The organism is Sulfitobacter sp. M39 (assembly GCF_021735935.1).
Classification (GTDB): Bacteria; Pseudomonadota; Alphaproteobacteria; order Rhodobacterales; family Rhodobacteraceae; genus Sulfitobacter.
In genome coordinates, this window is sequence record NZ_WMDZ01000001.1 from 1,337,169 (window position 1) to 1,350,148 (window position 12,980).

Annotated in this window: 11 protein-coding genes; 10 read left to right on the top strand and 1 reads right to left on the bottom strand. The window is 62.3% G+C overall.

Features of this window, described 5'->3' with window-relative positions:
* Positions 1-11 precede the first annotated feature (11 nt).
* On the bottom strand, positions 12-797 hold the full coding sequence (locus GLP43_RS06430; RefSeq protein ID WP_237278659.1) for an IclR family transcriptional regulator: 786 nt from the start codon (positions 795-797) through the stop codon (positions 12-14).
* 177 nt (positions 798-974) lie between these two features.
* Between GLP43_RS06430 and GLP43_RS06435 the strand changes: the two genes are divergently transcribed.
* The 10 genes from GLP43_RS06435 (at position 975) to GLP43_RS06480 (ending at position 12,973) form a co-directional block, all read left to right on the top strand.
* Positions 975-2,234, top strand: coding sequence for an ABC transporter substrate-binding protein (locus tag GLP43_RS06435; RefSeq protein ID WP_237278660.1), 1,260 nt, complete (start codon positions 975-977; stop codon positions 2,232-2,234).
* A 113-nt stretch (positions 2,235-2,347) separates the two neighbouring features.
* Positions 2,348-3,280 (top strand): carbohydrate ABC transporter permease, encoded by a 933-nt coding sequence (locus GLP43_RS06440; RefSeq protein ID WP_237278661.1) that lies wholly within the window; start codon positions 2,348-2,350, stop codon positions 3,278-3,280.
* The gene (locus GLP43_RS06445) at positions 3,280-4,128 is read left to right on the top strand and encodes a carbohydrate ABC transporter permease (RefSeq protein ID WP_005852118.1); all 849 of its coding nucleotides are present in this window, start codon (positions 3,280-3,282) and stop codon (positions 4,126-4,128) included. Before GLP43_RS06440 ends, GLP43_RS06445 begins: the two co-directional genes overlap by 1 nt.
* Before the next feature lie 6 nt (positions 4,129-4,134).
* Positions 4,135-6,216 carry an alpha-galactosidase gene (locus GLP43_RS06450; RefSeq protein ID WP_237278662.1) on the top strand — a complete coding sequence of 694 codons (2,082 nt, stop codon included), beginning with the start codon at positions 4,135-4,137 and terminating at the stop codon, positions 6,214-6,216.
* The gene (locus GLP43_RS06455) at positions 6,213-7,922 is read left to right on the top strand and encodes an IlvD/Edd family dehydratase (RefSeq protein ID WP_237278663.1); all 1,710 of its coding nucleotides are present in this window, start codon (positions 6,213-6,215) and stop codon (positions 7,920-7,922) included. The genes GLP43_RS06450 and GLP43_RS06455 overlap by 4 nt, the downstream gene beginning before the upstream one ends.
* Positions 7,922-8,692: an SDR family NAD(P)-dependent oxidoreductase gene (locus GLP43_RS06460; RefSeq protein ID WP_064217342.1), complete on the top strand. Its 771-nt coding sequence runs from the start codon at positions 7,922-7,924 to the stop codon at positions 8,690-8,692. The genes GLP43_RS06455 and GLP43_RS06460 overlap by 1 nt, the downstream gene beginning before the upstream one ends.
* A gap of 11 nt (positions 8,693-8,703) precedes the next feature.
* Positions 8,704-9,618 (top strand): 2-dehydro-3-deoxygalactonokinase, encoded by a 915-nt coding sequence (locus GLP43_RS06465; RefSeq protein ID WP_237278664.1) that lies wholly within the window; start codon positions 8,704-8,706, stop codon positions 9,616-9,618.
* Complete coding sequence (locus tag GLP43_RS06470) at positions 9,615-10,223, top strand: 2-dehydro-3-deoxy-6-phosphogalactonate aldolase (protein WP_237278665.1); 609 nt, start codon at positions 9,615-9,617, stop codon at positions 10,221-10,223. The genes GLP43_RS06465 and GLP43_RS06470 overlap by 4 nt, the downstream gene beginning before the upstream one ends.
* Complete coding sequence (locus tag GLP43_RS06475) at positions 10,220-11,065, top strand: SMP-30/gluconolactonase/LRE family protein (RefSeq protein ID WP_237278666.1); 846 nt, start codon at positions 10,220-10,222, stop codon at positions 11,063-11,065. The genes GLP43_RS06470 and GLP43_RS06475 overlap by 4 nt, the downstream gene beginning before the upstream one ends.
* 6 nt (positions 11,066-11,071) lie before the next feature.
* Positions 11,072-12,973 carry a beta-galactosidase gene (locus GLP43_RS06480; protein ID WP_237278667.1) on the top strand — a complete coding sequence of 634 codons (1,902 nt, stop codon included), beginning with the start codon at positions 11,072-11,074 and terminating at the stop codon, positions 12,971-12,973.
* Positions 12,974-12,980 lie beyond the last annotated feature (7 nt).

Consider the following 12,980-nt stretch of genomic DNA (forward strand, 5'->3'; position numbering starts at 1 on the left):
ACGACTTCCTTTTATGAGGGGACAGAGGGAGACTGCCAGGACTGCGCCTCGGCCCCGATGCGGGTGGCACACTCAAGCAGGGCAGGGCGGAACGCATTCAGACCGTCCAGCGTATGACGGTGTGTTGCAGTTGCAATGGATACGGCACCCACGACGCGACCCGCGTCGGTCAAGATGGGGGCGGCGATGCTGATGATGCCGGCCTCGTGTTCTTCGCGGTCAAAGGCGATGCCCTCGGCGCGAATCTGTTCCAGCTCGCGCACAAGGGTTTCGGTGCTGGTATGGGTGGCATCGGTATATTTCAAAAACGCCTGCTGCTGTAGCGCCTGTGCTTGTGCCTCGGGTTCAAGATACGCGAGAATCGCCTTGCCGACACCTGTGCAATAGGCGGGGGCGACCTGACCGGTGCGCGCCAATGTGGCAAAACGGCTGCTGGCCTGACGCTTGTCAACGAACACGACCTGGCCGTTGTCGATTTGCGCAAGGTGGATCGCCTCGCGCAGGCGTTCGCCGAGGGCGCTGATATAGGGGGCGGCAATGGGTGCGAGCGAGGCTTGCGACCATGCGGAATGGGCAAGGCTGACCAGACGGATGCCCGGCGCATAGGTCTGCTGATCCTTGTCATAGCTTAGCATACGTTGACTGGTGAGCGTCTGAAGTAGCCGATACAGCGTCGGTTTTGGAAACTCCGATGTCTCCAGCAACTCGCGCATGCGGACAGGGCGGCCCATTGCTGTCACCTGATCCAGCACGCTCAGCGCCTTTGCAACAGTCCCGTCGCTGTTCACCACATTCATATCGTTCTCCGTCCCTCAGGGCGCTGCATCCTGTGGGGTCTTTTGACTGACCCATCCCCCATGCAGCGCACCAAACTGTTGACAAGGCTAGCGAGCTTGATCTTATATATCAATATACAAAACTAAGTTTCAAATAATGAGACAGTTTTGGATTGCGGAAGCATCAGGGAGGATACCATGCATTCCATTCTCAAGAGGTCACTCGCGGCTGTTGTCGCTGCGGGATTTTCAACATCGTTTGCTGTCGCGGACGAAAGCCAGCTTTCAGGGGAGCTCAAGATCACCTCTGACATGTCGAACCCCGCGCCGCGCGCGGTGATGGAGAGTTTGGCAGCGGGTTTCGGAGAGCTGCATCCGGACGTCGATATCGAACTGACGATCGTCGACCGCGAGGCGTGGAAAACGCAGATCCGGAATGCCTTGGGGGCGAACCCGCCCGATGTGATCAACTGGTATGCCGCGAACCGCATGGGCCCTTATGTCTCTGCCGGGTTGTTCGAAGACATCTCTGATATGTATGCCAACGGCGATCTGCCCGGGCTTGAGTCTGTCAAAGGTGCGCTGACCATCGACGGCAAGCAATATGGTGTGCCCTATACCTACTATCAGTGGGGCATGTACTACCGCGAAGATATCTTCAAGGAACTGGGACTGACCGAGCCTGAAACCTTTGAGCAAGAGCTTGCGAACTGCGAAAAGATCGTTGCCTCGGGCCGTGCGTGCTATGCCATCGGGACCAAGTTCCTGTGGACCGCTGGCGGCTGGTTCGACTATCTGAACATGCGCACCAACGGGTTTGACTTCCACATGGAGCTGGCCCGTGGCGAGGTGCCCTGGACCGATCCGCGCGTCCGCGAAACCTTTGCCAACTGGCGCAAGATCATCGACATGGGCGGCTATGTCGCCGATCACCAATCCTATTCCTGGCAGGAAGCGTTGAACTTCATGATCGACGGCGAGGCGGTGGCCTATCTGATGGGGAACTTCGCCGTTGCCGCGATGCGCGAAGGCGGCCTGGACGACAGCCAGATCGACTTCTACCAGTTCCCGAAGATCGCGGATGTGCCACAGGGCGAGGATGCCCCGACCGACACGTTCCACATCCCGTCAGGAGCCAAGAACAAGGAAAACGCCCGCGCGTTCCTTCAGTATGTGACATCGGCTGATGTGCAGACCAAGATCAACGCAGGCGACGCCTTGGGGCAGCTGCCCATCAACTCTGAATCCTCGGTCGATAAGGACGAGTTCCTCGAGCAGGGGTTCGAGATGCTGAACACCAGCGCCAAGGGCGGTGTGGCCCAGTTCTTTGACCGCGACTTCAGCGCCGAGATGGCCAGCGTCGGCATGGAGGGGTTGCAGGAATTCATGGTGGTTCCCGACAACCTTGACGACATCCTAGAGCGTCTCGAAGAAACGCGTCAGCGCATCTACGAATAACGCTAAAGCGTCGCGTCCTCCCGCATCGGGGGGACGCAACCAGCCGCCTCAATCCATTCGCAAGCCCGCCGACGGCCGGTTTTCGCATGTGTTGATTTACCGGAGACCACGGCATGGCAGCAACAACACCGCCCCCCGCGCGCAGTTGGTACAAACGCAACGAGATCGCGCTGACGCCGTGGCTTTTCCTGCTGCCGGCGATGCTGTTCTTTGCGGTCTATGTGATCATTCCCATCGGCCAAAGCGTCGCGATCAGTTTTCACCAGTGGGACGGACTGGGGGAAAAGACCTTTGTCGGCACCGCGAACTATGAACGATTGCTGGGGATCGGTGACCAGAAGATGGACCGCAAGTTCGAGATCTCTTTCTGGAACAACCTCAAATGGCTGGTGCTGTATTTGCTGGCGGTGCCCGCGGGGCTGTTTATCGCCTTGTTCCTGAACCAGACCGTGCGCGGCATCCGTATCTACAAGTCGTTGTTCTTCTTTCCTTTTGTCATTTCACAGGTGGTCGTCGGGCTGGTGTTCTCGTGGTTCTACCTGCCACGCGAAGGGCTGCTGAACGCGATGCTGGCGATTTTCGGGGCAGGGCCGGTGAATATCCTGGGCGATCCGTCTACGGCAACCTACGGGATCATCGCGGCGGGGCTGTGGCCGCAGACGGCCTATTGCATGATCCTCTATCTGACCGGCCTGAATGCGGTGGACCCCGAACAGATCGAGGCCGCGCGACTGGACGGGGCCAAGGGGCGCAAGATGCTGTGGTACATCATCCTGCCCCAGCTCAAGCCCGCGACGTTCATCGCCTTTGTCGTCACCATCATCGGCGCGCTGCGGTCGTTTGACCTGATCAGCGTCATGACCAACGGCGGCCCCTTCGGATCGACCCGCGTGCTGTCGTTCTACATGTTCGAAGAAGCCCTGTCCGAGTTCGGCTTCCGCATGGGCTATGGCTCTGCCATCGCGGTGATCCTGTTCCTCATCATGCTCGGGTTCATCGCCTATTTCCTTTACGCCATGTGGCGCGAAGAGCGGGAGGCGCGCTGATGTTCCCTACACCGATCGCCAAACAATCGCGCAGCCGCCAGCTGACCTATCAGACGTTGCTGCCCGTCGCGCTGATCCTGTGGCTCTTGCCGCTGATCGCGGTGGCCCTGTTCTCTATCAAGCCGGGGTCGGATTTCGCCGCCGGGAACTACTGGGGATGGCCGTCCAGCTTCGAGGGGCTGACGAACTACGGCAAGGTCTTCTTTGAAAGCAATATGCCGCGCTACCTGATGAACTCGGTCTTTATCACGCTGCCCACTGTGCTGGGGGCGATTGCGCTGTCCAGCATGGCGGGGTTCGCCTTAGGTATCTACAAGTTCAAGGGCAACCTGCTGATCTTCTTCATGTTCATCGCGGGCAACTTTGTCCCGTTCCAGATCCTGATGGTGCCCGTGCGCGACCTGACCATATCGCTGGGGATGTATGACAGCATTCAGGGGCTGGTCCTGTTTCACGTGGCGTTCCAGACGGGCTTTTGCACGCTCTTCATGCGCAACTTCATCCGCGCATTGCCTTTCCCCTTGATCGAGGCCGCCCGTGTCGAGGGCGTGGCCGAATGGCGCATCTTCTTCTTTGTGGTGCTGCCATTGATGAAGCCCGCGCTGGCCGCGCTGGCGGTATTGGTCTTTACCTTCATCTGGAACGATTATTTCTGGGCCGTCGTGCTGACCCAAGGGCCAAGCGCGCAACCTGTTACAGCGGGCATCACCGAATTCAACTCGCAGTTCCGCGCGGCCTATCACCTGATGAGCGCGGGATCGATTGTCGCCGCCTTTCCGCCGGTCGCGATGTTCTTTCTGATGCAGAAACACTTCATCGCCGGTCTCACGCTTGGCGCAGTAAAGTAGAGAGTTATGACACAGACCTACCGCCTTGATGACGGGCGCCAGACGCTTGTTCTGGCCTCTGCGCACGACCGCCCGCCGCAGGTGGTCTATTGGGGCAGCCCGCTGCGCGACGGCGAAAATCTGGACGAGATTTGCGCCGCCCATGCCATCGACGTGACCGGCGGCATGCTGGACGAGACCCCTGATCTGTCGCTGTGCCCCGAAGCCGGGCGCAGCTTTCCGGGGCAGGCGGGGTTGGCACTCGCGCGTGCCGATGGCACGCCGCTGCGCCCCTTGTTTCACCTGCGCAACGTGGTGCAGGATGCAGGGCTGCGGTTTGTCTGCGCGGCACCGGACGAAGGGCTGACGCTGACCTTTGACTTTGCGGTTGATGTAGCAACCGGCGTGATTACCTGCCAAACGACACTGGAGGCCGCGCAGCCCGTGCGTCTGCACTGGCTTGCCGCGCCGGTGGTGCCCGCACCGCAGCTGAGCACAGAGATGATCGACGTCTCGGGCCGGTGGTGCGGTGAATTCCAGTTGAACCGCACCCCGTGGCGCGCAGGCATCCACGCGCGCGACAACCGCACAGGCCGCACGGGCCACGAACACTTCCCCGGACTGCTGATCCCGACCACGGGGACCACAAACACCCAAGGGACATGCTACGGGTTCCACTATGGCTGGTCCGGCGGTCATACGATGATCGCCGAAGAGCTTCAGGACGGGCGGCGGCAGGTGCAATGGGGCCATGCGGCTGGCACCCAAGACGCCCCCGCGACACGGTTCCAGACGGCACCGCTTTACCTGACCTATTCTGACACCGGTCTGAACGGCTGTGCCGTCAGTTTTCAGCGTCATCTGCGCGACCGCATCGTGACATGGCCCAAGCCCGACACTCCGCGCCCCGTCCATTACAACTGTTGGGAAGCAGTGTATTTCGATCATGACTGGTCTGTCCTGACCGATATCGCCGACCGTGCTGCCGCTTTGGGGGCAGAGCGTTTCGTGCTGGATGACGGCTGGTTCGGTCAGCGCGATGACGACACCAGCAGTCTCGGCGACTGGATCATCGATCCGCGCAAATACCCCAAGGGGCTGACCCCGCTGATCGACCATGTTCAGGGCTTGGGGATGCGTTTTGGCCTCTGGTTCGAGCCCGAGATGGTCTCGCGCGATAGCGACCTTTACCGCGCCCACCCCGATTGGATTCTGGGCCCGCGGGACCAGATAGAGGGGCGTCAGCAGCTGGTGCTGAACATGGCGCTGCCGCAGGTCCAAGAACTGCTCTACGACCGGATAGCCACGGTGCTGCGCGGCAATGCCATCGACTATATCAAATGGGACCATAATCGCGTGTTGCCCGCACCCGACGCGGCGCAGACACAGGGCATCTATGCGCTGCTGGACCGGTTGCGCGCCGATTTTCCGCTGGTCGAGATTGAAAGCTGCGCGTCAGGCGGAGGGCGGATCGATTTCGGGATCATGGCGCGGACCCAGCGGGTCTGGCTGTCGGATAGCAACGATGCGCTGGAACGGCTGCGCATCCAGCATGACGCCGCCTTGTTCCTGCCCGCTGCCGTGACCGGCAGCCATGTCGGCCCACGCCACTGCCACACCTCTGGCCGCACGCTGGACATCAGCTTTCGCGCCTGGGTCGCCGCGCAGCGCCACATGGGGTTCGAGATGGACCCGCGCGAGCTCGACCCCCGCGAAACCGATGTGCTGAAACAGGTCACGCAGTGGTGGAAGAACAATCGCGGATGGATGCGCACCGCTGACATCCTGCGGCTCGACAGCGCTGATCCGGCGGTGATCGCAGAGCAGCAACAGGCCACCGATGGTACGCGTTTGGTGGTGTTCGCGGGCAAGGCCGCGACCTCGGCCCAGATCTCACCGCGCCCGCTGCGGCTGACCGCACTTGACCCGCAGGCGCGCTACCGGATCACGCTGGCAAACCGCGACGATGCGGTCGCGCTGTCACGGGGCGATGCCGCGCTCAAATCCCGCGATCTGGTGCTGTCGGGCCAGTACCTCATGAACCATGGCGTGACCCTGCCATGGTCGTTCCCTGAACGCATGTGGGTCATTGAAGGAACACGGCTATGACAAAAGAGAAACGCAACCGCGCTTGGTACGGCAAGAATGATCGGGACGGGTTCATTCACCGCAGCTGGATGAAAAATCAGGGCTTTCCCGACCACGCGTTTGATGGCCGCCCCATTATCGGTATCTGCAATACATGGTCCGAACTGACCCCGTGCAACTCGGGCCTGCGCGATCTGGCCGAAGGGGTGAAGCGCGGCGTGTGGGAGGCAGGGGGCTTTCCGGTCGAATTTCCGGTGATGAGCCTTGGCGAGACCCAGATGAAGCCGACCGCCATGCTGTTTCGCAACCTGCTGGCGATGGACGTCGAAGAAAGCATTCGCGCCTATGGTATCGATGGGGTGGTTCTGCTGGGCGGCTGTGACAAGACCACGCCGGGTCAACTGATGGGCGCGGCAAGCGTCGATCTGCCGACGATCGTTGTCAGCTCCGGACCGATGCTGAACGGCAAGTGGAAGGGCAAGGACATCGGCTCTGGCACGGATGTGTGGAAGTTCTCGGAAGATGTGCGCGCGGGCGAGATGACCTTGCAGGATTTCATGGCCGCTGAATCCGGCATGAGCCGGTCCAAGGGCGTGTGCATGACGATGGGCACGGCCTCCACGATGGCGAGCGTGGTAGAGGCGATGGGGATGTCACTTCCCACCAACGCCGCGCTGCCTGCCGTTGACGCGCGCCGCATGGCGCTGGCGCATCTGACCGGCAAGCGCATCGTCGAGATGGTCGAGGAAGATATCAAGCTGTCACAGGTCGTTACCCGTGCCTCTATCGAGAACGCCATTCTGGCCAATGCCGCGGTCGGTGGGTCGACCAACGCCGTGATCCATCTGCTGGCCATCGCGGGCCGCGTCGGCATCGACCTGACGCTCGATGATTTCGAGCTTGGGGCGGATATCCCGCTGCTGGTCAACTGCATGCCCTCGGGTAAATATCTGATGGAGGATTTCTGCTATGCGGGCGGGATGCCCGTGGTGCTGTCCCATCTGCGCGACAAGCTGCGGCCCGCGCAGACCGTCATGGGCGGGGATATCCTTGCCTATGCCGAAGGGGCTGAATGCTACAACGCGGATGTGATCCGGCCGCTGGATAATCCGCTGCGCCCTGCGGCCGGGTTGAAGGTGCTGCGCGGCAATATCGCGCCCAATGGGGCGATCGTGAAACCCTCGGCGGCGACGGACGCCTTACTCGAACACGAGGGCGAGGCATATGTCTTCGAGAATATCGAGGATATGAAAGCCAATATCGACCGCGAGGATCTGCCGGTGACCGCAGATACGGTTCTTGTGCTCAAGGGCTGTGGCCCAAAGGGCTACCCCGGTATGCCCGAAGTCGGCAACATGCCGATCCCCGCGCGGCTGGTCAAAGAAGGCGTGCGCGACATGGTGCGCGTGTCCGACGCGCGTATGTCCGGCACCGCCTATGGCACCGTGATCCTGCACGTCAGCCCTGAATCCAACGCAGGCGGCAATCTGGGGCTGGTACAGACCGGCGACCGTATCCGGCTATCGGTGGCGCAAGGCACATTGGACGTGCTTGTCTCTGACGAGGTGTTGGCACAGCGCCGCGCTGCGTGGGTACCCGAACCGCCCCGATACGATCGCGGTTATGCCAAGCTCTATACCGAGACGGTGTTGCAGGCAGACAAAGGCGCGGACCTTGATTTTCTGGTGGGCAAAGACACCCGCCCCGTCACACGGGAGAGCCACTGATGACCCTCAACGCGACATTTCCCGATCTGCGCGACCGGTCGGTGTTCATCACCGGCGGCGGCGCGGGGATCGGTGCCTTTCTGACTGATGGGTTTCTGGCGCAAGGGGCCAAGGTTAGCTTTGTCCAGCGCAGCGACGCCACCGCGTTTTGCAACGAGATGGAAGAAAAACACGGACAGCGCCCCTTTGCGCAGACCTGCGATATCTCGGATATCGCGGCACTTCGGTCCAGTCTGGCCGCAGCCGCCGATGAACATGGCCCTGTCACGGTTTTGGTGAACAACGCCGCCAATGATGCCCGCCACACCGCCGAGGAGGTCACCGAAGACTTCTGGGACCAGTCGCAGGCGATCAACCTCAAGTCCTATTTCTTCGCCTGTCAGGCCGTGGTCGCAGGGATGCGCGCCGCGGGCGGCGGGGCCGTGGTGAACATGAGCTCGATCTCGTATATGATGGGGAACGCGGGCTATCCTGCCTATACGACCGCCAACGCCGGCATCAACGGTATGACCCGTTCGCTGGCGCGGGAATTCGGGCCGGACAAGATCCGCTTTAACGCGCTGGCGCCGGGGTGGGTGTTGACGGAAAAGCAGATCGAACAATGGGTCACGCCCGAAGCACTGGCGGCGCATATTGACCGGCAATGCCTTAAGGATACGTTGAAGCCGCAAGACATCGTGGACGCGGTGCTGTTTTTATCCTCTGCCTCCAGCCGCATGATGACGGGGCAGTTGATGGCCGTCGATGGCGGCGTCGTGGTCACCGGATAGGAAGGGATACCGTGCAACACTACGCTGAATGGATCGCTGTCGATTGGGGCACGTCAAACCTGCGGGTCTGGATGATGGGCGCCGATGGCAAGCCCTTTGCCGCTGACAGGTCCGACAAGGGGATGGCGGGGCTGACGCAGGACGGGTTCGAAGCTGCCTTGCTTTCGTTGATAGACCCCTACCTAAATCCGGACCATGTGACCCCTGTGATCTGCGCGGGTATGGTGGGCGCCCGCGAAGGCTGGCGCGAGGCCGCCTACGTCGCCACGCCTTGCGCGCCTCCGGATGCGCGGGCGGCGGTTGCGGTACAAGCCCGTGACCCGCGGATCGCGGTCCACATCCTGCCCGGCGTGAAACAGATGGCCGCGCCTGACGTGATGCGCGGCGAGGAAACCCAGATCGCAGGGGTGCTGCACAGTCAGCCGGCGTTTGACGGCATCCTCTGTCTGCCCGGCACCCACACCAAATGGGTCCACATCAGCGCGGGCGAGATCGTGAACTTCCAGACCTGCATGACCGGCGAGATCTTCGCGCTGCTGGCCAGCCAGTCGGTCCTGCGCCATTCGGTCACCACGGCAGAGTGGGACGAGGACAGCTTTATCGACGGCGTCACGCAGGCGATGGACAGCCCGCAAAGCTTCGCCGCCAGGCTGTTTGGCCTGCGTGCAGGGGGGCTGTTGCAGGGCACCCCTGCGGGGGCGGCGCGGGCGCGGCTGTCAGGGTTGCTTGTGGGGCTAGAGCTGGCCGGCACGCGCCCCTATTGGCTGGGCCGCCATGTCGCCATTCTGGGCGCAGACAGCGTCGCCGCGCATTACCGGTGCGCATTGGCCGCGCAGGGTGTGCAGGCCGAAACACTGGATAACGCGGGTCTGACGCTGGCGGGCCTGACCTCTGCCTATCGTTCATTGAAAGGGGCCCTTGTATGAGCCGCAATATCATCGCCATTCTGCGTGGCATCCAGCCGCATGAGGCCGCTGACATCTGCGCCGCCTTGATCGACGCAGGCATCACCCGCATCGAGGTGCCGCTGAATTCGCCAGAACCGCTGAAATCCATCGAAGCGATGGCCCAAACCTATGGGGCCGACGCGTTGATCGGCGCGGGCACGGTGTTGGACGTTGAAAACGTCGCGGCGGTGGCGGCTGTGGGGGGGCGGATGATCGTCTCTCCGAATGCGGACCCTTCTGTTATCACGGCAAGCAAGGCGGCGGGCATGATGTCCTATCCCGGTGTGATGACGCCCACGGAATGTTTTGCCGCGCTTAAGGCCGGGGCCGATGGGCTCAAGCTGTTTCCGTCGTTCCTGCTGGGGATCGAAGGGCTAAAGGCGATCAGGGCGGTGCTTCCGGCGCGGACCGAAACCTATGCGGTTGGCGGCGTCGGCCCGTCGAATTTTGCGGAATGGCTTGCGGCAGGGGTGACGGGTTTTGGCCTTGGGTCCAGCCTGTATAAACCGGGTCAAAGCGCGGCTGATGTGGCGCAAAGCGCGCGCGCGGCGGTAAGCGCCTATGACAAGGCGGCCCTCTCTTGAACGCCACAGTCTTTGATGCGCGGGCGTGCGTGTTGGGCGAAGGGCCGCTGTGGCACCCCGAACGGGGCCAGCTGTTCTGGTTCGACATCCTCGGCAAAACCCTGATGTCGCGGCAGGGCGATAAAACGCTGTCGTGGCAGTTTGACGAATGCGTCTCTGCCGCGGGGTGGGTCGATAGGGATACCCTGCTTGTCGCGTCCGAAACCGCGCTGTGGCGGTTCGACCTAAACGGAGAGGAGCGTTCCCTCGTCGTGCCACTTGAGGCGGATCAGCCGCTGACCCGATCCAACGACGGGCGCGCCGACCCGTGGGGCGGGTTCTGGATCGGGACAATGGGCTTCAACGCAGAGCGGGGGGCGGGGGCGATCTACCGCTACTACAAGGGCGCGCTGCGACAGCTTTTCGCGGAGATTACCATTTCGAACGCGATCTGCTTTTCGCCCGACCGACGGTTTGCCTATTACACCGACACGCCCACGCGCCAGATCATGCGTGTGCCCCTAAATGCGACAGACGGCTGGCCGTCGGCCCCGCCGGAGGTGTTTGTCGATCTCAAGAAAGGCAAGCGTAACCCCGACGGCGCGGTTGTCGACAGCGATGGCTGCTTGTGGAACGCGCAATGGGGGGCCGGGCAGGTCGCCCGCTACAGCCCCGAGGGCACCTTGTTGCAGACCGTTGATATTCCCGCAGCGCAGGCCACCTGTCCGGCCTTTGGCGGTGCGGATCTGCGGACGCTCTTTGTCACCTCAGCCGCGCAGGGCCGTGACGGGGCGGAGGATGGCCAGACCTTCCAGCTTGCAACGGACGTGCGAGGCCAGCGGGAACACCGGATAATTTTGTGAGGCGTGATGAAACGAACCCTAGGGACCTGCTATTACCCTGAACAATGGCCCGAAGAGATGTGGGAAACCGACGCCCGCCGCATGGTCGAAGCTGGCCTGACATGGGTGCGCATCGGCGAGTTTTCATGGAGCAAACTAGAACCGCAACCCGGCCAGTATGACTGGGCGTGGCTGGATCGCGCGATTGACATTTTAGGGGCTGCCGGTCTGCGGGTTGTGCTGGGCACCCCCACCGCCACCCCGCCCCGCTGGATGCTGAAACGCCACCCCGACATGCTTGCCGTGGATATTGAAGGGCGTCCGCGCAAGTTCGGGTCGCGCAGGCACTACTGTTTCAGCCACGAGGGTTATCAGCAGGAATGCGTCACGATTGCCACGTTGATGGCCAAACGCTATGGCGCGAACCCCCAAGTGGCCGCGTGGCAGATCGACAATGAATACGGCTGCCACGACACGGTGATCTCGTATAGTGACGCGGCAGCCCATGCTTTTCGGGGCTGGCTGGCACAACGCTACGGCACCCCCGCCGCGCTGAATGCCGCGTGGGGGAATACCTTCTGGTCGATGGACTACGACAGTTTCGACGACATCGACCCGCCCAACCTGACCGTGACCGAAGCCAACCCTGCGCATCGTCTGGCGTTCCGGCGGTTCAGCTCGGATCAGGTGGTGGCATTCAACAGGCGTCAGCTTGACGTGATCCGCGCGCACAGCGCCGCCCCCGTGAGCCATAATTACATGGGCCGGATCACTGACTTTGACCATTTCGCGGTGGGTGAAAATCTTGATATCGCCACATGGGACAGCTACCCGCTGGGCTTTCTCGAGGATCGGGTCGGCGCGGATGCGGCGCAGCAGCACCGCTATGCGCGGCAGGGCGACCCCGACTTTCAGGCGTTCCACCACGATCTTTACCGCGCCGTGGGCAAGGGGCGCTGGTGGGTGATGGAACAGCAGCCCGGGCCGGTGAACTGGGCCCCGCACAACCCCGTGCCACTGGCCGGTATGGTGCGTCTGTGGACATGGGAGGCCTTCGCCCACGGGGCCGAAGCGGTGTGCTATTTCCGCTGGCGACAGGCCCCTTTCGCCCAAGAGCAACTGCACGCCGGCTTGCTCCGTCCCGACAGTGCCGACGCTTTCGCGATGGCGGAGGTCCGGCAGGTCGGCGCAGAGATGGCCAAGGCGCCGGAGGTGCAGCCCGCGCAGGCACCGGTCGCGCTGCTGTTCGACTATGACGCGGATTTCGCATGGGCGACCCAGCCCCATGGTGCGGACCTAAGCTATTTCGGGTTGGTCTTTCACACCTACAAGGCGCTGCGGCGTCAGGGGCTGTCGGTTGATATCCTGCCCGCCACCTACCGCGATTTTGACGGCTACGGGCTGGTGATGGCGCCGGGGGTGATGCACATGCCGGACGCCCTGAAACTGGCGCTGGCGGGCAGCGCGGCGGCGGTCGTCTATGGCCCCCGCACCGGCGCGCGCACGCCCGAGATGGCGATCCCCGTGCCGCTGCCTCCCGCAATCGACGGGTTGGACGTGACGGTCACGCAGGTCGAAAGCCTGCGGCATGACATCTCCGTGCCGCTGGAGGGGGGTGGGAAAGTGATCCGCTACCGTGATGTGCTGGACGGCACGGCAAAGGTGATCTTGCGGACCACTGACGCAGAGCCGGTTGCCATGCGCGACGGGCAGCAGATCTATCTGGGGGGCTGGCTGGATGATGACACGCTCGACCAATTCGTCAGCGGTCTGTGCAGACAAGCAGGGATTGACCTGCTGCCGATGCCCGAAGGGGTACGTACCCGCACGACGGGGGGCGAACGGTTCTGGTTCAATTACTCAGATGCAAAAGTGGCATGTCACGGTGTCGAACTGCCTGCCGCGGGCGTTCTGCGTGTGCCGGTCTGACCACAGG

What these genes read in the sequence shown, in the direction of transcription:
- GLP43_RS06430 (WP_237278659.1), bottom strand. Translation starts at nt 797, where the DNA reads ATGAATGTGGTGAACAGCGACGGGACTGTTGCAAAGGCGCTGAGCGTG.
- GLP43_RS06435 (WP_237278660.1), top strand. Translation starts at nt 975, where the DNA reads ATGCATTCCATTCTCAAGAGGTCACTCGCGGCTGTTGTCGCTGCGGGA.
- GLP43_RS06440 (WP_237278661.1), top strand. Translation starts at nt 2,348, where the DNA reads ATGGCAGCAACAACACCGCCCCCCGCGCGCAGTTGGTACAAACGCAAC.
- GLP43_RS06445 (WP_005852118.1), top strand. Translation starts at nt 3,280, where the DNA reads ATGTTCCCTACACCGATCGCCAAACAATCGCGCAGCCGCCAGCTGACC.
- GLP43_RS06450 (WP_237278662.1), top strand. Translation starts at nt 4,135, where the DNA reads ATGACACAGACCTACCGCCTTGATGACGGGCGCCAGACGCTTGTTCTG.
- GLP43_RS06455 (WP_237278663.1), top strand. Translation starts at nt 6,213, where the DNA reads ATGACAAAAGAGAAACGCAACCGCGCTTGGTACGGCAAGAATGATCGG.
- GLP43_RS06460 (WP_064217342.1), top strand. Translation starts at nt 7,922, where the DNA reads ATGACCCTCAACGCGACATTTCCCGATCTGCGCGACCGGTCGGTGTTC.
- GLP43_RS06470 (WP_237278665.1), top strand. Translation starts at nt 9,615, where the DNA reads ATGAGCCGCAATATCATCGCCATTCTGCGTGGCATCCAGCCGCATGAG.
- GLP43_RS06480 (WP_237278667.1), top strand. Translation starts at nt 11,072, where the DNA reads ATGAAACGAACCCTAGGGACCTGCTATTACCCTGAACAATGGCCCGAA.